At 40.7% G+C, this 18,250-nt stretch carries 20 protein-coding genes and 1 pseudogene; 11 read left to right on the top strand and 10 right to left on the bottom strand.

Annotation, left to right across the window (positions count from 1 at the left end; translation table 11 throughout):
* Nucleotides 1–383 precede the first annotated feature (383 nt).
* Both ACM1ND_RS12105 and ACM1ND_RS12110 read right to left on the bottom strand, forming a co-directional pair.
* On the bottom strand, nucleotides 384–1,130 hold the full coding sequence (locus tag ACM1ND_RS12105) for a class I SAM-dependent DNA methyltransferase (RefSeq protein ID WP_071558777.1): 747 nt from the start codon (nucleotides 1,128–1,130) through the stop codon (nucleotides 384–386).
* Nucleotides 1,131–1,543: 413 nt separating this feature from the next.
* Complete coding sequence (locus ACM1ND_RS12110) at nucleotides 1,544–2,656, bottom strand: alpha/beta fold hydrolase (RefSeq protein WP_068939470.1); 1,113 nt, start codon at nucleotides 2,654–2,656, stop codon at nucleotides 1,544–1,546.
* 247 nt (nucleotides 2,657–2,903) lie between these two features.
* Between ACM1ND_RS12110 and ACM1ND_RS12115 the strand changes: the two genes are divergently transcribed.
* From ACM1ND_RS12115 to ACM1ND_RS12130, 4 genes are all read left to right on the top strand, one after another.
* Nucleotides 2,904–2,999 carry a hypothetical protein gene (locus ACM1ND_RS12115; protein ID WP_233903895.1) on the top strand — a complete coding sequence of 32 codons (96 nt, stop codon included), beginning with the start codon at nucleotides 2,904–2,906 and terminating at the stop codon, nucleotides 2,997–2,999.
* A gap of 146 nt (nucleotides 3,000–3,145) precedes the next feature.
* The gene (locus tag ACM1ND_RS12120) at nucleotides 3,146–4,786 is read left to right on the top strand and encodes a helix-turn-helix domain-containing protein (protein WP_071558775.1); all 1,641 of its coding nucleotides are present in this window, start codon (nucleotides 3,146–3,148) and stop codon (nucleotides 4,784–4,786) included.
* A gap of 128 nt (nucleotides 4,787–4,914) precedes the next feature.
* Nucleotides 4,915–5,886, top strand: coding sequence for an ABC transporter substrate-binding protein (locus ACM1ND_RS12125; protein WP_023988518.1), 972 nt, complete (start codon nucleotides 4,915–4,917; stop codon nucleotides 5,884–5,886).
* Between the two features lie 24 nt (nucleotides 5,887–5,910).
* On the top strand, nucleotides 5,911–6,699 hold the full coding sequence (locus tag ACM1ND_RS12130; protein WP_068940986.1) for a hypothetical protein: 789 nt from the start codon (nucleotides 5,911–5,913) through the stop codon (nucleotides 6,697–6,699).
* A 95-nt stretch (nucleotides 6,700–6,794) separates the two neighbouring features.
* Here the strand turns inward: ACM1ND_RS12130 and ACM1ND_RS12135 are convergent, their stop codons facing one another.
* Nucleotides 6,795–7,019, bottom strand: coding sequence for a hypothetical protein (locus ACM1ND_RS12135; protein ID WP_028541348.1), 225 nt, complete (start codon nucleotides 7,017–7,019; stop codon nucleotides 6,795–6,797).
* A 146-nt stretch (nucleotides 7,020–7,165) separates the two neighbouring features.
* Here ACM1ND_RS12135 and ACM1ND_RS12140 point away from each other — a divergent pair, with 146 nt between their 5' ends.
* Entirely contained in the window at nucleotides 7,166–7,741 is a 576-nt protein-coding gene (locus ACM1ND_RS12140) for a TetR/AcrR family transcriptional regulator (RefSeq protein WP_068939468.1), read from the top strand.
* Nucleotides 7,742–7,906: 165 nt separating this feature from the next.
* On the opposite strand, the gene ACM1ND_RS12145 is transcribed toward ACM1ND_RS12140, so the two are convergent.
* The 3 genes from ACM1ND_RS12145 to clpP are packed head-to-tail and all read right to left on the bottom strand — an operon-like array spanning nucleotide 7,907 to nucleotide 9,471.
* Nucleotides 7,907–8,572: an MBL fold metallo-hydrolase gene (locus ACM1ND_RS12145; RefSeq protein WP_028541346.1), complete on the bottom strand. Its 666-nt coding sequence runs from the start codon at nucleotides 8,570–8,572 to the stop codon at nucleotides 7,907–7,909.
* A 48-nt stretch (nucleotides 8,573–8,620) separates the two neighbouring features.
* Entirely contained in the window at nucleotides 8,621–8,827 is a 207-nt protein-coding gene (locus ACM1ND_RS12150; RefSeq protein ID WP_071558774.1) for a hypothetical protein, read from the bottom strand.
* Nucleotides 8,828–8,886: 59 nt separating this feature from the next.
* Nucleotides 8,887–9,471, bottom strand: coding sequence for an ATP-dependent Clp endopeptidase proteolytic subunit ClpP (gene clpP, locus ACM1ND_RS12155; protein WP_013310269.1), 585 nt, complete (start codon nucleotides 9,469–9,471; stop codon nucleotides 8,887–8,889).
* Nucleotides 9,472–9,671: 200 nt separating this feature from the next.
* Between clpP and ACM1ND_RS12160 the strand changes: the two genes are divergently transcribed.
* Nucleotides 9,672–10,397: an RNA polymerase sigma factor gene (locus tag ACM1ND_RS12160; protein ID WP_068939465.1), complete on the top strand. Its 726-nt coding sequence runs from the start codon at nucleotides 9,672–9,674 to the stop codon at nucleotides 10,395–10,397.
* Between the two features lie 43 nt (nucleotides 10,398–10,440).
* Nucleotides 10,441–10,644: a hypothetical protein gene (locus ACM1ND_RS12165; RefSeq protein ID WP_068939464.1), complete on the top strand. Its 204-nt coding sequence runs from the start codon at nucleotides 10,441–10,443 to the stop codon at nucleotides 10,642–10,644.
* A 287-nt stretch (nucleotides 10,645–10,931) separates the two neighbouring features.
* On the opposite strand, the gene ACM1ND_RS12170 is transcribed toward ACM1ND_RS12165, so the two are convergent.
* Complete coding sequence (locus tag ACM1ND_RS12170; RefSeq protein ID WP_068939463.1) at nucleotides 10,932–11,462, bottom strand: DUF4303 domain-containing protein; 531 nt, start codon at nucleotides 11,460–11,462, stop codon at nucleotides 10,932–10,934.
* A gap of 248 nt (nucleotides 11,463–11,710) precedes the next feature.
* Here ACM1ND_RS12170 and ACM1ND_RS12175 point away from each other — a divergent pair, with 248 nt between their 5' ends.
* The gene (locus tag ACM1ND_RS12175) at nucleotides 11,711–12,205 is read left to right on the top strand and encodes a hypothetical protein (RefSeq protein WP_418027803.1); all 495 of its coding nucleotides are present in this window, start codon (nucleotides 11,711–11,713) and stop codon (nucleotides 12,203–12,205) included.
* A 215-nt stretch (nucleotides 12,206–12,420) separates the two neighbouring features.
* On the opposite strand, the gene map is transcribed toward ACM1ND_RS12175, so the two are convergent.
* Both map and ACM1ND_RS12185 read right to left on the bottom strand, forming a co-directional pair.
* Nucleotides 12,421–13,167 (bottom strand): type I methionyl aminopeptidase, encoded by a 747-nt coding sequence (gene map, locus ACM1ND_RS12180; protein ID WP_023988527.1) that lies wholly within the window; start codon nucleotides 13,165–13,167, stop codon nucleotides 12,421–12,423.
* Nucleotides 13,168–13,193: 26 nt separating this feature from the next.
* The gene (locus ACM1ND_RS12185) at nucleotides 13,194–13,916 is read right to left on the bottom strand and encodes a TetR/AcrR family transcriptional regulator (RefSeq protein ID WP_053325396.1); all 723 of its coding nucleotides are present in this window, start codon (nucleotides 13,914–13,916) and stop codon (nucleotides 13,194–13,196) included.
* Nucleotides 13,917–14,315: 399 nt separating this feature from the next.
* Here ACM1ND_RS12185 and ACM1ND_RS12190 point away from each other — a divergent pair, with 399 nt between their 5' ends.
* The 3 genes and pseudogenes from ACM1ND_RS12190 to ACM1ND_RS12200 form a co-directional block, all read left to right on the top strand.
* Complete coding sequence (locus ACM1ND_RS12190) at nucleotides 14,316–14,588, top strand: CD3324 family protein (RefSeq protein WP_028541338.1); 273 nt, start codon at nucleotides 14,316–14,318, stop codon at nucleotides 14,586–14,588.
* Between the two features lie 460 nt (nucleotides 14,589–15,048).
* The gene (locus ACM1ND_RS12195) at nucleotides 15,049–16,053 is read left to right on the top strand and encodes an alpha/beta hydrolase fold domain-containing protein (RefSeq protein ID WP_053325397.1); all 1,005 of its coding nucleotides are present in this window, start codon (nucleotides 15,049–15,051) and stop codon (nucleotides 16,051–16,053) included.
* A gap of 88 nt (nucleotides 16,054–16,141) precedes the next feature.
* A pseudogene (locus ACM1ND_RS12200) lies at nucleotides 16,142–16,319 on the top strand (DUF255 domain-containing protein); the annotation flags it as partial.
* Nucleotides 16,320–17,220: 901 nt separating this feature from the next.
* Here ACM1ND_RS12200 and ACM1ND_RS12205 read toward each other — a convergent pair.
* Complete coding sequence (locus ACM1ND_RS12205) at nucleotides 17,221–17,742, bottom strand: recombinase family protein (RefSeq protein ID WP_418027805.1); 522 nt, start codon at nucleotides 17,740–17,742, stop codon at nucleotides 17,221–17,223.
* Between the last annotated feature and the right edge of the window lie 508 nt (nucleotides 17,743–18,250).

Raw genomic sequence — 18,250 nt, forward strand, 5'->3', positions numbered from 1 at the left:
TGGTGGTACTTTAAAAGGAAATTCTTTTGGTCAATCAGATTCTTGGCAGAAAACAATTGAATTTTTTATGAATTAGGGCGTGTCTTCAAACTCAGGCAAGCCAAACCATAATGGTTGCCAAGGCAAAAAAAGACTTGAATGTACACGCCAATTTATCATAGTGAGTCGCCAGACGACGATAAATTCTTTACTTTATTAAAGAAGCATTCCACCAAATAACGTTTTTTTGTAAACGTCCTGATCATATTTTAGGGTGACTCGGCGATTTTTCTTTCCGGAAATCACTGGAATAGCTTGTTGTTCCTTCAAAAACATGCGAATGACATGGATATCTTACGCGCGGTCGTCAAACACTTGGGATGAACATTCCGGGATTATTCGTTTTAGGCTCCATGTTTTCGACAAACAGTAATGATGGAAGGAGATAAAGGGGTGAACGGTGTTTTATCCCAGTCCGAATATTGATTTTCGATACAAAAGCCGCGGCTCGTTAATAAACGCTGAAGCGTGTCATTATCAGTAAAGCGACATGCAATTCGAGAAATTGTTTTCTCCGATCCCCAATCACGGATCGTGACCCAGTGCATGATCTGGTTACTTGAATCATACGACTGTGTCCCAGATATCTTGACTTTAATTCCATCTTTATCGATAAAATTTCCCCAGATGCTTTCCTCTTGGTTGGATAAATCGGTTCCCAAGGGGTTTCGTGTTTCAAAAACAAATATCCCATTTGATTCTAGGTGCTTGTAGACGGTTTCGAGTAAGGCTCGTTGATCGTCATCGCTCAAAAATGCCTGGAATGCATTTCCTGTCAAATAAATCATGGAAAAACGCTTTTCGGAATCGAATGTACGAGCATCAGCTTCAATAAAATCCACAGGCAAACCTTGAGCTTTAACCCGCGCATATTCAAGCATCGATGAAGAAATGTCAACACCTGTTATATGTATCCCCGATTTTGATAAATGAATGGTTGTCAATCCTGTACCACATGCAAGTTCCAGAACCTCACCTGGGTTCAATCTAGCCATATCAAGATAGAAATTGTATTTATTAGTCTCACCGCCAAATTCAAGATCATAATTAATCGGGTCTCGATACTCTTCAAGATTATCGTGATTTATCAATATGAATCATCCCTTCACTACACTACAGATTCCTTTAAATCATCCTTCATTATACCATCCATTCTCGGTTTTGCGATATATGGAAACCACGTTGATGTTTTATAAAAAAAGGACTGACGCGCCAGCACTTTTAAAACAAAAAAGCCGCTAATTTAGCGGATCTGATGATGAAGGTATAATTATTGTAGGAACAAATAAAGGATTAGATCATTTAACCTACCCAGAAATAAAAAAAATCATAGGGGATAAAATTCTTATTAAATACGCAGATCAAAATGAGACGTAAAAAAGGCGGTTTCCCCTTTTGGGGAAACCATTCGTTATACATAATTCTTTTAAATATTTACTAAATATCCGCATTAACCATACTCTGAATTTTTTATGCGAGAAATTATAGTATTTATATCTCTTTGTTATAGGAACTTCTTCATTTCATTAAATGCTAACTCTCTGTGACCTGCTTGGCAGTGTTGCTCACCACCCGTTTCTTTAGTAAATACTTTGGTTGTAATGGACGCAGCATTGATTAATTCTTGTTGGATTTGAGCGAGTCGGCTAATAGGTACGTATTGATCATCTTCTCCAGCTAATAAAAGAACATCTTGATTAATGAATGCTCCAATGCCTTGCATCGTGTGCTTTTCGAAATTTTTAATGAGATCAAAGGGCGTTGCTTCACCGGTGTTTTCCATCCCTTTGGTAATCTTCCAATGCAAATCAATATTGTGAGTCATCATCTGTTCGAATAATGTATTCACTTGATCTACTTCATTACGATCGACTAGCTGCATCATACTCTGATACGTTTCTTCTGGCATTCCCATTTTTAAGGCATCTAAACCACAATAGAAAATGTTAAAAGCAACTACTTTATCGATTCTCTTTTCGAAGGCTGCCGCACGCATTGCTAAATATCCTCCCCAAGAAGCACCTACGAGACTAACACGATCTAATTTGAAATAATCAATCACCGTTGATATGGGCTTTTCCCAGTTATGAATGAATTTTAGGCCGTTTTTTAAAGCAGTTCCTTGGCCAGGGCCATCGAATACAATAATATTGTAATCAATTCCCTTCATAAATCTCATCATTTTAAGCATCTCTTCCATGTAAGAATCATACCCACCAAAGACAAGTAATGTTTTCGTAGCTCCAGGCGTCAATAATTTTACAGCAGGAAGATACGAGTCTTCATAGGGAATCTTGTAGGATTCATAATCAAAATCATGAAAGCCTTTATAGAACATTTCTCTATATTTTCGATACATTTTTTCTTTATTGGGGTCTGTGGTTGCAAGATAAAATTCTGCAGCTTGATAGTAGACTGAGGCTAAGTCAAAGTCCTTGCTGTCTTCGCGTTTCTTTGCAAAATTGAGCCAAGCTTCATACCAGCTATGGGTGTCGTTTAATTTCGGAATCATTTCTTCCAAGTCAGCTTGTGCTCGATCATCTTCTTGATAATAATCATTGATAAAACGATTAATTTGAAGATTGAACTGTTCGTTATTGACATATGATTTAAACATATATTGTCCTCCTTCAATTTGGGTATGTGCTTACTATAGAGTATAGTTACTACATAAAAAATAATTAGTATCGCATAATCTGTAAGATATCTTACATGTTATATATGAATTGTTCGAAAACTTACACATAAAGAGCAAGTGGTTAAATGAATGAAGATATCAGAATTTATAAACAAAAATAGCTATTGAGCGAGCTTTAATAGAATTACTCCAACAACATGATTTTAAAGATATTACGATCAAAAAAATCTGTGATCAATCTCTTATCGGACGTTCTACCTTTTATAGTCATTATTTAGATAAGTACGACTTGCTAGAAAAAATAGTTAAACAGTATGCTTGATGTCTATTCAGTGGGTTTTGAAAAATGGCAAAGATGCGAACATCATTTTTCTTTTAGATCAAATGCAAGAATATATTATTAATCAGTTAAAGTCTGACTTGTATCAAGGTTAAATGTTTTAGCTAGTATGAGGGCGGTGAGATTACTTGGTTGATATAGAAAAGAACTTTAAACATAAAGAATATGCACCCCTCGAAGGGATGTGTTTCAAGCTACGAGAAATTGAGCATATCAAGAATCAAGCAAATGATTGGGAGCTAAGACTTCAGTTTATCGAATCCCACATGATTCTTGTTGCGGCAAGCGGTCAAGGCTGGCTAACGATTGATGGGCAATTCACCGAACTTCGACAGGGCAGCGTTTACGTGTGTACGCCAGGAGAACTCATCGAAGCAGCCGCGCACTCCTTTGATGAACGAGGGTTTTATTATCTTCGATTTGATGTTATGGACGATGAGGTATCTTCAGCCCATTCGATGCAGATTATTAAGAAGAACAGCCCGTTTCCGGCTAAAGGGGAAGTTATCGTTACGTCGCCGGTTTCTGTTAATACGTTGTGCGATACCATTAACCAATACTTGCAGGATGAGGATCATTTAAAACGATTTCGCGGGCAAATTCTCTTTCAAGAACTGCTGCATACCATCTTGCAAGATGCCCATCTTGAACAAGGAAACGATTCGGAAACAGCCCTAGACTATATCAAAGGCTATATAGAGCAGCATTACCAGAAAGAACTGACAATCGATCACTTGGCCAAGGTGGGGGGAATGAGTACCCGTCATTTTATGCGATTATTCAAAAAAAGGTATGGCTGCAGCGCGATCGACTATTTGGCAGTGTTCCGAATCGAGCAGGCACAACAGCTGATGAGGTCGGGTGGGCAAAATCGTCTTCGAGATATTGCACGACATGTAGGTTACCATGACGATACTTATTTTCGGCGCAAATTTAAACAGGTATCGGGCGTGCCTCCAGCGGCATTTATGCAGAACAGCAGAAAAAAAATAGTCGCCTACGATTTCCCCAACATTGGACAATTGATTGCGCTTCAAATTAATCCTTTCGCCGCACCAGCCGATCACCCATGGACTGGTTATTACAAGCGAAAGTATCACATGGATGCCGTGCTTCCTCTAAGTTCAAATCAATGGATCAAGAGAGAAGAAATTCGACTTGCTGAACCCGATTTTATTGTTGGTATCGACACTCTGGTATCTCCTGAGGAACAGGAAATGCTGAGGAAAATTGCACCTGCATTTTTTGTACCCTGGGTGAAGAACGATTGGCGTACGCATTTGCGCTTAATTGGGAAATTTCTGGACAAGACCGTAACAGCCGAGACTTGGCTTGAAAAATATGATCGAAGGGCTCTTTTTGTAAGAGAGCAAGTGAAACATGTATTCAAGGATGATCGTCTCCTCATTCTGAGAATCACCGGTGATCGTTACAATGTTTTGGGCAGTAGAAGCCTAGGCACAGTATTTTACGATGATCTGCATGTTCTGCCTGTGCAAGGTGTCGATCTTTTGAGTCAAAATCAGCAGATAACGCCTGACCAACTAGCGAATTTTGATCCAGATCGTTTATTGCTCATCGTAGACGAGGACATTCAGTCACAATTAAGTTGGCAAACACTCATGAATTCTAAGCTATGGAGTGATTTGAAAGCTGTCAGGAACAGCCGGGTGGACTTCCTTCCCTCATATCCTTGGGTAGAATATACGGCTTTCACTCATGAGCTTATGCTGGATGAAGTTTTAAAGATTTGGCGGGATCGTGCATGAAAAAAAGTCGCTATCGTCAATATTCCGAAATTATAAATTCATCTATACTCCTAATATATGATAATGATAATCAATTTTAATTAGAGGTTGTCATAAATAAATCAAATGATCAGGAGGACCACCGAAGAATGAAGCAACAACGACATATAATCGCAGGTTTAATTATCGTATTGTTCGTCATTGTAAGTACTGCTTGTGGAGCCAATAATGCAGGAAACACAGCTAGCAATTCTGAAAAAGCGAATAAAGGAGCCACTGCTGAGCAGCACGTTATTTCAACTTTAAAAGGGGACCTTAGTATTCCAACGGAGCCCAAAAGGGTCATTGGACTCTCTGTTGTTTACCCAGAGTTGTTATATGCACTTGGCGTTACGCCTGTTGCGGTACAAAACTATCATCCGGATTTCCCATCCTATTTAAAGGAACCGTTTAAAGATACACTGAAGATGGGAATTGCCCAAACTCCTAATTTTGAAGCTATTCTGGCCTCTAAGCCGGATTTAATTATTGCCCCTACGTGGTGGTCCGATAAGGATTATGCTCAGCTTTCCAAAATTGCACCAACGGTGCTTTTACCGCAGCGGGATGATTGGCGTGATGAGTTACGGGATATTGGCAAGGTTCTAGGCAAAGTGGAACAGGCTGAAAAGGTCATTCAGGATTTGCAAACGAAAGAAACTGAAGCGAAGGAGAAACTTCATTCTCTAGTTGGTGACGAGACAGTCATGTACATGATGATTATGGCGAAGGAGATCGTTATTTACGGAGAAAATAGTGATCGGGGAATCTTCATCCATAAGACATTAGGTCTAAAGCCGATTAAAGAATATCCACAGGGTGAGCTAAGTCTATCCATTTCATTGGAAAAAATACCGGAATATAATCCTGACCATATCATTTTGCAGTTAGATGATGACTCCAGTCAAGAAGTTCGGAATAGATATGAGGAAATGCTGAACAGCTCTTTATGGAAAAACATGACAGCCGTGAAAAAAAAACAGGTTCACATGATGGGAGGCAAGGAATGGTTTAGTCTTGGCATGTCTCCATTGGCAGATCTTCATGCTATTAACGATGTCGTTCATGCTTTTGAAAAATAGAGAACAATAATGGGAGTGTATGCTATGGGCACGGTTGATTTTCAACATTTGGAAGAAAAATTTTTCCTTACTTTGAATGAGCTCGATAAAACCGTGCTTACCATCCCTGCATTTGATCTATTAAAAGTTGAAAATATGAATCACTTAATCGACACATACGGCACGCTCATCAAAGCTAAAGAACGTTCAGCAGCAGCAGCTTTTTTTATTAGCTGGTACGCCGGGGTATGCGGTGCGATGCAGCACATGCTGTATCAAGGCAACGTGTTGCTGTTGGATTTATCATTATCTAATTTATCCGTACAATTATATGTAGTTGACGGCTATCCGCTTTTTTCATTTAAAATCAACGAAGTGCGATTTAACCAAATTTCGATAATGGACTGGGATGAGGGGGAGAAGAAATCGCTTGATTCCTTTTACAGGGAACAGGTAACGCCTATAATCCAACTTTTGTCCCAACTGGCCCCCATAAACGCTATTCCATTATGGGGACAAATCGTTAATGCGTTGTATGCTCAAATGGAAGAAGAGTTGGCCGAAGCGTCTGATGAAGAAAGTAGAACCAGGATCATTTCTTTTTTCAAATTGCTCACACACGATGTCGATGCTAGTGCGTTCGGACTCCGTAATAACCCGTTTAATATTAAACCAAATTTCATTGAACACCCAAATATCCCTGATCAAAAAATGTTAGTGAAAACAGCTTGTTGCCTGGCTTATTGCTTGGATCGTGAATTTGGTTACTGTTACGCATGTCCGCGATTAAAAGAAAAGGATCGGGCATTAATGAGAGCGAATGGACGTTGTTGAAAAAACATCTGCTTTGATTGGATAATAACGATTGAAGCTATGGAACTACGATTTTGATGGGCATGTTGCGTACGAACAATATATTTTTACAGTTGTTATATGAATTTCTTCATTTCATTAAATGCTAACTCCCTGTGACCTGCTACCACCTGTTTCTTTAGTAAATACTTTGGTGTAATGGACGCAGCATTGATTAATTCTTGTTGGATTTGTGCGAGTCGGCTAATAGGTACGTATTGATCATCTTCTTGATAATAATCATTGATAAAACGATTAATTTGAAGATTGAATTGTTCATTATTGACATAGGATTTAAACATATATTTTCCTCCTTCAATTTGGGTATGTGCTTACTATAGAGTATAGTTACTACATAAAAAATAATTAGTATCGCATAATCTGTAAGATGTCTTACATGTTATATATGAAGTGTTCGAAAACTTACACATAAGGAGCAAGTGGTTGAATGAATGAAGATATCAGAATTTATAAAACAAAAATAGCTATTGAGCGAGCTTTAATAGAATTACTCCAACAACATGATTTTAAAGATATTACGATCAAAAAAATCTGTGATCAATCTCTTATCGGACGTTCTACCTTTTATAGTCATTATTTGGATAAGTACGACTTGCTAGAAAAAATAGTTAAACAGTATGCTTCTGATTTTAAAGTTGAAATTAAGCAGCGTTTTGATTCCACGGAAGATGGCAAGGTGGCAAACGCCATAGAACTTGTAACCGATAATATGATTAAGAATAAGCTCGAAATTTCAACATTGTTAGCCGTTCATGAAGTGACAGCAGATCTACGTAAGGAATTTGAACAAATTTTGTTTAGGACTTGCTTAGATTATTTAAAGCAACAGAATTCTTCAACTTCGATCGCATTAGAGTATTTAGCAGAACTATATGCTGCTAACTCAATGATGTCTATTCAGTGGGTCTTGAAAAATGGCAAAGATGCTAACATCATTCTTCTTTTAGATCAAATGCAAGAATATATTTTTAATCAGTTAAAGTCTGATCTATATACAAGTTAGCACACGGGGAGTATGGGTTGCAGGAATAAACAATGAAGATCTATTTTGTGAAATGCAAAATAACACTTTGTTAAAGTTCAATCACGAATTAACAAAGTGTTATTTTAAATAATCTTCTCGTTCACAACATTGTTTCACCAAAGGTAACTTACCGGAACTTTAACTTTATAATCCTTGGGTAAGTCCTAATATCTGATCATTCACATGTACATTACTTAATCCCCCGTGATAACAAACTACGGATGCAATGTCGAGATCCAAATACTTTTTTAATGAGAGATGAGCTACTTTTATATCGGGTGTGGTCGGGACATGAATTCCCGCGAGAATCCCGTTTACACTGTACATCGAATCCCCGGCAATAAGAGTTTTACTTTGCCTTAAATAAAGGCTGATATGACCCGGAGTATGCCCAGGCGTATGGATGACGCGAATCCTGCCGCAAAACGGCAGTTCCTGACCATCTATTAAGGTATCGTCCACTTTGCCCTTCGGGGGATTCACAAGGTGACCATCTTTTAAAAGAGGGATCTCCCCCTGAATATACGGCTTATCCAGTTCGTGTGCATAGACTTTAATATGACTGCCACACTCCTGCAAAATCTCAGGAAGACTTCCTATATGATCCACATCTTGATGCGTCAAAATCACAGCTTTTAGTTGGTCAAACGACACGCCTACCTTTTCCATAGCCACGCGTAAATCTTCCATTTGCCCAGGGAGTCCTGTGTCTATTAAAACAGCCATTTCTTGATCCCACAAAAGAATAGGGTGAATCATATTCCCATGAAAATCTAGCTGAAGCATTTCTACCCCCTGTGAAATTTCCATAATATCGGGCCTCCGTACAATGTAATTGCCACCCATGCTAGAATAGGTTCATGGGGCGAATCCAACTCTATAGCGTTGCCGTTCCTTAATGTCAATGGATACGGTGCGAATGGATGTAATAGGAACAACAAGCGTCTGATATTGCGTAACGTATTTAACGAACTTGTCGTCAATCTGATCCAATATCCCGTCGCATACATTTGTCCCATCTATAAAATGAATAGTTACTTCCTTGCCTTGTAAGCTTGCTAACATGATATCACCTCGTATTATTTCTTGAAGTTTCTTGCAGATCATTAGGTTTTGAGCATACTTTACAAAGAAGTTATCACTTGATCAATAACACCATATTCCAGTGCCTCCTGAGCGGACATGTAAAAATCCCGGTCCATATCTTTTTCGACTTTTTCAAAAGATTGCCCGGTCCGTTCAGCTGTGATACGGGTTGCCTTTTCACGCGTCCATAAAATTCGTTTTGCGCTGATCGCAATATCGCTGGCCTGACCTTGTGCGCCGCCGTGCGGCTGATGGATCATGATTTCACTGTTCGGCAACGCCGAACGTTTCCCTTTGGCGCCCGCCAGCAAAAGGATCGCGCCAAACGAAGCAGCAAATCCCGTACATATCGTGTGCACATCGGGTTTGATGTACTGCATCGTATCATAAATGGCAAATCCTGCGGAAGTAGAGCCACCCGGGCTGTTGATATACATGTAAATTTCTTTTTCCGGATCTTCTGCCGCCAGGAACAATAATTGAGCAATAATACTGTTAGCCAAATGGTCATCAATGGCTGCCCCGACAAACACAATACGATCCTTTAATAGTCTGGAATAGATATCGTACGATCTTTCACCTTGAGCAGTTTGCTCGACAACATAAGGCACATAAACACTCATTTTTTATACCCCCAATTTCCTGTTTCCAGTTGATTTCTCCTTGTAAACGAACCGAGGCCGTAAAAAGATACGGAGGCTTTAATGGGAAAACGATTTACGTAAATGGTGTAACTTTTACAACCACTTGTTCGTTTACATTGGAGGTAGCAAATGGTTTTGCTCTAGGAAAGGGCAGAATAAGACCGTGGAGGAGAGGACCTATGCGCATAGATGATTCTATACAAATGACAGATAATATAATAAACATCGAGAACTTGGAGGAATTACAGGCGGTCCTGAAACGTTACTGTCTGTCGCTTACGAAATCAAATTGGGATGCGGAAGAACTGGCTCAGGACACTTGGATCAAAGCATTAGGTAAGTTAAATAGCTTCGAGCATACAAATCCCGAAGCGCTTTTGCTACGGATTGCTAAGAACACCTGGATTGATGACATACGGAGAAAAGCAGTCTACACTCGGATATTGAATAGGGAACAAGCGAAAGTAACTGTACCCGATCATGGATCTTTTGAAATCGAGATAGCGCTGCATTCCTTAATGAATCATTTATCTCCGCTTCAGAGAACTGTTTTTTTGCTGCGAGATGTGTTTGGATATTCGATTCGTGAGACATCCGACATGCTTGAAACAACGGAGGGAGCGGTAAAAGTTGCACTCCACCGGGCACGAAAATCGCTTGGAGCAGTCAGGGAGGATCTTCTCAAAGGAGAGTTATCCTTACCGGAAAGTGAAAACTCGAAAACTTTTCTGAGAGCGTTGACGGCGGCATATCAGATGGGAGATATTGCAGCAATGGTTATGCTCTCCCATCAGGATGAAATGGAGCCGGACGTGGTGATCGGAATCGTCAATCATAAGCTGCACCGGAGTCTCGCTACAATAAAACAAACGGATTCCCATACCATGAGTATGATAGCGGCGTAGTTTGCGAAAAGAAATGCAGAGCTGATCATAGTGGTTGTTTCTGATGAAACAAGCTCCCGGTCATTCCAATTTACAGCTCTTAGCTGGGATTAAAATGAAGTATATTAAAGAAGATAGCGGAAGGGGGAAGGTTCAAATAGGTGAATTAGAAAATTTGCTAGAAGATAAGAACCTCATAGTCTTATATCATGCAATGACACGAATCGGAAAAGAAGGCTTCCGTACAGAGAAAATGATAAAAAAATGAAGTGAATTATCATTAAAAAGGGAACCCCAAGATAAACAAAAGAAGAAATATCTGGATTTGAATTTTAGATGAATTTGAAAAAAAGATGGTTTTCCGATTATTTGAAGAAGTCGAATGGTAAGAATTCCTGTTCATCTGGATGAATGTATTTAATTTAAACTTATTTCAACTCGAACCATGAGGAGAAATAAGTTTTTTCATACCTAATGGAGATAAACCAAATGAACAGGATGCGCAATCAATCGGCGCTGGAGAACGAAATGAGTGTAATATTTCAAACTGTACTTCTATTGATAACGATGCAAGAAGTCATCAACTAATTTGGCGTTTGTCATCTGAATTACGGACTGATTTTCCAGTTCCTCGGCCATATCATCATCCGTCATGGACACGAAAAAAATAATATCTTCTTTGGATTGGCCGAATTGATTAAAAAGTACATCGTCTGTTTCCTTAACTACCTTGGCCATAATTTTTATCACTTCATCTTTATAGTCAAACACATTTTCGGTTGCATACAGAAATTTGCTAATATGATTGAGATGTGTTGTATCGCCATATTGATATTCGCTTAATCCCCATCTATAATAATTTTCATCTTCCTTGCTGTTGCACAGGCCTTGGGCTTTCATGTTTGTGATATGTCTAACAAGTGATTCCTCCGTATTAACAGCAAGAAACAAGGTGATAAAATCGCTGTCTGTGCCAAAAGCACAAGCGTAAACCCGCTCATTCTTCACTTCTTCCAGTATGCTTTTAAGATCATCCAAAAATCCTGCCCTAAATCTTTCCTCAAATTCACTTAGAAAATTGCTCATCTGATTCATATACTCCTTAATGTCTCTTTTGATAAACTTAGATTATCAGATTTCTCTAATTAAAGTTAGCTGGAGTTTGTTCAATTAACTGGAAAAAATGTTTTAGGAACCCTTTTATTTGTTTAAAAAAAGTTGTTATAATTGTTAGATCAGTGTGTAGAGATATTGGTACTAGTTTTAATGACCAAAAATATATGTCGCATGATACGTCTACCATCTGAAATATTTTTATTTCGGAGGGAAACAATATGTATAAGGAAGAAAGACTGCCTCAAAACGCAAAAGAAGGTATATTATTTTTATTGATTATTTCAATTATTTCAGTAAACACGATCGCCCCAATTATTATGGGATTGGAGCGCGGCTTTAGTAAAGAAAATTATTTAGAAACGCTAAAGATTATTCCGTTTATGTGGATTATCGTTGTTTTGTTAGTAAGATTGGTTGCGGGACCGTTAGTGGGTAAAGTGATACCCAAATTCGCAGGACAAACAGATGGATTTAATGCTAGAGTTTTATTGAATACTTTATTGAATGTTACGGTCTTATCTGTTCTTCTAACCATTATAGGAACTTGGGTTGGTACGAAACAAATAAGCCTAGAACCTTTTCAGAACTTCTTTCATAGTTGGTTTAGAAATTTTGGTGTAGCATTTTGGATTGAGCTATTGATTGCTCAGCCAATAGCAAGATTTGCAATGAAAAAAATACACGCAAGACAGGCTATCCAAGAAAGAGTGTAAATCCGTAACACGATACCAAAGTCATAATAAAAAACCGCATAACAACGTGGTTTTTCGTAAATCGGTAAAGTTACAAACCATGTAGAAAAAGCGCTGGTCCCAGGCTGGAACCAGCGCTTTTTCGCGTTTCGGATTACGAACTTTCATCAGGCCAAGCAGGCCGGGTTGGCGACTTATTTCCTAAATGACGCTTTGCCGTCCGTTCGCCTCTATACTTACTGGGCCGTTAAAATCAGTGGTCCGTCCGACGTAACTGCGATCGTATGCTCATATTGCGCTGACAACTTGCCGTCGGCCGTTCTCGCCGTCCACTGATCATCGTCGATCGTGATACGGAACGTACCTTGGTTGATCATCGGTTCAATCGTAAACACCATGCCTTCCTTTAACCGAATGCCTTTGCCGGCTACGCCGATATGCTCGTAGCTTGGCTCCTCGTGCAGGCTCCGCCCGATCCCATGCGCCAGCAGATCGCGTACGACCGAAAACCCGTTTGATTCCGCATGCTGTTGAATCGCCGACGTTATGTCGCCGAGCCGGCCCCCCGGGAGTGCCCGGGCGATCCCCAGATCCAAGCATTCCTTTGTCACCTTCATTAATTTTTGCGCTTCCGGCCGGATATTGCCCACCGCATAGCACCAGCACGAATCGCCAAACCATCCGCCGTATTCCACGACGATGTCGAGCTTCAGCAAGTCGCCGTCCATAAGCGCCTGGTTCGAAGGAATGCCGTGGGCCACCACATCGTTGACCGAAATGCAGGTTTCGGCGGGGAAACCGTTGTACCCTTTCGTAAACTGCTTGCCGCCCAGCTTGGTGATGTGTCTGGCAACAAAGTCATTGATTTCCCGGGTGGTGATCCCAGGCTCGATCAGTTTGGCCACCTCGCGGTAGCAGTCCGCAACGATTTGGCTCGCCGGCTTCATTTCTTCGATTTCCCTAGGTGATTTTAGAATGATCATCTTTGTCTATTCGCTCCTTATCAATTCTATAATTTTAAAAACCGGGCGATATCCATGGCCTCCTCGTGCAGCTTTCCGCGGCGAAGCGAAAGCGAGGCGCAGCCGACCAAGGCGGCCAGCAGCATTTCCGCGCGCTGTAGCGGATACGGCGGCTCCGCCGCGTTTCCGCCGGAAGCGGCAGTCCCGTCCACCGCATGACCGGTTTCCAGCAGCGCGGCAAGCGGCGCGAGCACCTCCCGGCGAAAGGCGGCCGAGAGCGGGGCCGAGCGCGCTTCAGGCAGCGAGGCAAAGCCCTCACCGGCCAGCTTATGCAGCAGGTACAGGGCGTGGTCCTCCGCCCAAAGCTGCAGCAGCCGAATGCCGGCGACGGCGACGGGGCCAAGCTCTGCGGCAGCGGCCGGTTCGCGGCTTTCGCTTTGGGAATCCGCGGCAACCGAGTTCCCGGTGTCCGCCGCAGCAGCCAAGCCGAAATGCCAGCCCGTTGGCGCCTCCCCCGAAGCCGAAGCGCGCGGGGCCTCCAGCCATCCCCCGGCCCGCTCCAACGCGTCCCATAGCAGATCGTGGAGCAAATTGCCCTTATTGCTGTAATAATGGTATACCGTGCCATAGCCGAGTCCCGCCTGCACAGCCACATCGCGGATTTCCAGTAAAGGCCCTTTATTCAAAAACACATCGGCAGCGGCTTTCCGGATTTGCGCCAGACGCCGCAGCCGGATCTCTTCGTTTTGTTCCTTCGTGCGTGGAGACATCTCGTCCGTCACCTCTTTTATTTTTGACCTTCTCTTATGTCAATATAAAACATCGGCTTGCAAATAACAAGAGTCGGGCAAACAAAAGTCCCGGCAACACCTCATAAACGAATGAAGATCAGTTATATATCAGCTCAATTTTAATGGTTGGATTGTACTGATATCATTTAGCTGGTCCCAGGTGAGCAGAAGTTATGCTATACTTGCGAAGTAAAAGGGGGTGCCTACTGATGGAGAATCTATTGGGATTGTCTGTGACTTCTTACACTCATGCAAAGCCAATTATTAGGAAAGCGTTACTTTGTATGGGGCGAAACAATTTTTAACGCTGAACAAGCTTTTTTAATATTTTTGGCTTTGCACCTTATTTTAAAGAATCAAAATAAGGGGCGAGCAAAATTGAAATATACGAATGCTACAAAAGTTTTACCTCAAAAACTAATTATGGAAATTCAAAAATATGTTCAAGGAGAGACTCTGTATATTCCCAAGCCAAAAACGGAATATATGAATTGGGGCAGTTTGAGTGGCGGGAGAAGGTTGCTTGAACAGCGAAATGCCGCAATCAGAAATGCTTTTCAAAATAGCAGCAGTATCGAGCAATTAGCTAAGGAGTTTTTCCTCTCTACCGAAACCATTAAGAAAATAGTTTATTCACATAAAAATACCTAGTTTGTAAAGTGGCGTGGTACTCTACCCGCATAAATGAATTTAATTTTGGCCTCATAACGTGGTGAGCTTAGGGCGTGATCGGATGATCGCTGTGAACGACCAATCCGGTCACGTCTTTTTTATTTGGTAAAAGGTTTGATGTGTGTTCTCGCATTATATCCCACATCCAGATACCGAAATACGTTTTTGGCATTTCATTTTCTCTCTTGAACTTTTTACATACCGTTCTTGATCCCAAAATTCCGCTCACCCTCCCTCAATGATCCAACAGACCCATTCTATTTCAAAGGCTGTACTTCATTTTTTTATTATTGTTTTTATGCCAAAAATGATTCTAAATCGTTGTTTTCATTTATAAAGCTTATTTTAATCTTTAAAATATGAATATAAACGACAGCAACAATATGAAATATGTATTGATTCATTGTCTTTAAAACAAGAAAGCGGGGAAACGATTACTATGGGGGAGCAAAGAAGTAGAAGTAGACATCTGATTGATCCAGAAATTATCAGTGCAGTTGATTTAATACCAATAACCGACCTTACCGAATCTACACTAATGGAAGCACGTAAAAATCAATCTCAAATGATGCAACAAATAGATGTAACGCAGATGTTCCCTATTACATTAGAAAAAAAGGTTGTGCCAAGCTATTTTAGGGGTCCAGATATTCAAATAGAAATCATTAAGCCCTCACAATCAAAGCATCATAAGATGCCTCTATATTATTCGATACACGGAGGCGGGATGGTCTTAGGAAGTCCAGTCGTGGATCGTCCTGCTAATGCATCTCTTGCTTCACAACATGGTTTTTGTTGTGTATCTGTGTACTATCGCCTAGCACCAGAGCATGTACAGCCAAGTCAGTTACAGGATTGTTATTCGGGCCTAAAATGGTGTATTGAACATGCGGAAGAGTTAGGGATAGATACTCAGAAAGTTGCCGTAGGGGGCAGCAGCGCTGGCGGCGGATTGGCGGCTGGCCTAGCCTTGTACATTCGTGATCAGAAGGAATTCGAAATCCATCATCTAAGATTAATGAGGCCAATGCTAGATGATCGCACAAGCACCGCACCAGAGCATCCATACTCAGGAGAGTTTATTTGGACAAAACAAAGCAACTATTTTGGCTGGAAATCTGTATTGGGGGATGAACCGGGTCAGGAGGAGGTAAGTGAGTATTATGTGCCGGCCCGTGCTAAGTCATTGGCCGGATTACCACCGACTTATATAAATATAGGTACCCTTGATTTATTCATTGATGAGGCCTTAGTTTTTGCAAAACAACTGGCCTTTGATGGTGTCTTAGTGGAATTACATGTCTATCCCGGGTACCATCATATGTCTCCCGCGTTTCCGGATGCGCATTTTTCAAAAGAAGGGGCTAGAACAAGTGAATACGCCTTACTGAAAGCTCTGGAGATATTTGATATAAATTCTAATGAGTATAATGCTAAACTCTAATAAGGTACGATTACAGTAAATAAAGCACTGATGGAGAATATCCATCAGTGCTTTTTCATACCTACAACTACGGAAGTGGTGATGTCCCATGACAACGAGCAGCAAACCGAATAGACTAGCCAAGGAAAAATCACTTTTTGCTACAGCATGCTCACAATCCAGTAAATTGGTTCCCTTGGTCAGATGAGGCTTTTGAAATTGCTAAGCGTAATAACAAGCCCATTTTCCTATCTGTCGGCTATTCCACTTGCCATTGGTGTCACGTTTGCTTAAGCTTCAAAAGAAAAACCCTTACTGAATAAGGGTTTAGTTAAATTGAATAGATACATTCAGATTGTTCGTACCTTTATCGTAGATATACTCTATTCTAGAGATGATCATTTTTGCAATCATATTCTTATCATTTTCAGTTGCAGATTCAGAAGACCAAATGTCTTTAAATGACTTTATTAATTTCATCCGTTCTTTATTCTTCTCTCTGCTGTCGTAGTTTACCTCATAACGATGGACCGCTAATTCGGATTCGAGAGCAGATACTTCTTGTTGCCGTTTAACTTTACGCTCCTCATACTCTTCTCGTGTATATTCTCTAACTTTTCGATTACATCAGTGTTTATGTAATTATCACTATCAATAATTCTCTGTTCGTAATCGGCTATCTCCCAATCTATAAAGTCAGTAAGGACATTAACCTTCACGCCACTGTTGTTACAATAGTTGCCCAAGTGGTCGTATTTATTACAGGCCTTAAGTGAGTTAGTGGTATAACCATCAGATTATAACGCATCATTTTCTTTCATTTCCCACAAAACACTAGGCCAGACAGGGCATATGTCCCTGCCTTTATTTTTCTCTAACATGGCTAATAATTTCATGTGTTCTTCCTCAGTTTTTACAGCGGCATGACAGTTTTCTACAATGCCCCATTCTTCTCGTGGGTTGATAACCAGTGGTTGAGATTTCTTTTTTGTGACCAGATCCTTTTGTTTTGTTCGAATTTATTTTCCCTGTATCGTATTTGAGTGCCATAATCCATTTTTAGGTCCGGGACCGGGAATGCTACGTCTATTAAAATCCCAGCCAATTGTTTCTAAGCTTTTACCTCCAAAAATCCTGGATTTCATTTCTTGGTAGATAACATTTTTTTAGGAACGACATCAAGCCCTTTTATTGCTGCAACATAAACAAAAGGGAGAGGAGCCGGTCCATTTGTCCATTTGTCCATTTGCCAAGCCTTGCTCCGACTTTCTTTCCGCGTTGCAAATTTTTCGTAGTTATCTTATATTCCTGACGAGCAAGTAGTCCTCTTACATCCACAAGCAGATCGTCAGTATCATCAACGAGGTTATATATTTTTTCAGGTGTGACTATGTACGTCTCACTATCACGGAAGATACGTTTTATCTTTCCTTGATCCTCAAGTTCCCCTCTGCCAAGATGCTGATAATCAACTACAAGAACAGCATCATAAATACCTTCCTCGACGTCAGACAGCAAACTCTTAAATTTAGGTCTGTACTCTATTGTTTCAGAACTGGCTATTTCAACGTATTCAACATACTTCCATCCATGCTTCACACATATCTTTCTCAAGACGAAGCGGTGCTTTTCAAGATCTGTATCTTCTTCTCCGCGGTTTTTTCGAAGATAAAGAGCGACGTATTTTATTATGTATGAAGTATTATCCATAACAAGACACCTTACCAATTGTAATGACACAATATAACGTTTAGAAAAATAATTAATAATTTTTTGTTAATTATTCGAAGTAACTATAAATCATTAGATTTTCAATAGTGTATTCTTATAACATGGAAAACAAAGAGAGAGCAGCACCCGACACGCCAATATACCTGTTTGACGGTGGTAGGCGTAAGACGAGCGACACCAGTTAGCCCCTTGCTATAAGACCAAGGGTAGGACAAGCGGGCATTCTATTCCTTGTGGGGCAATACATAAGGCAGGAGGGAGCCGAAAGGCGCTAGGCGTGCTATATATCCCTTGACCACATAAACATTACTCCATTCTTGCTAATGTGCGTCTGACGAGCGCATTCCTCATGCATGGTGATCCTAGCCGCTAAAGAGTGGATCAGGAGCGCAGCCGGGCGCGTAAGCAAGTACCGGATTCCAACAAAGCTTATATCATTACCTGTAAGCCCAGGCTGTACGAAACGCGTTCGTGCGGTCTGGCGGGG

It is taken from the genome of Paenibacillus sp. JJ1722 (genome assembly GCF_048282685.1).
GTDB classification, from domain to species: Bacteria; Bacillota; Bacilli; order Paenibacillales; family Paenibacillaceae; genus Paenibacillus; species Paenibacillus polymyxa_B.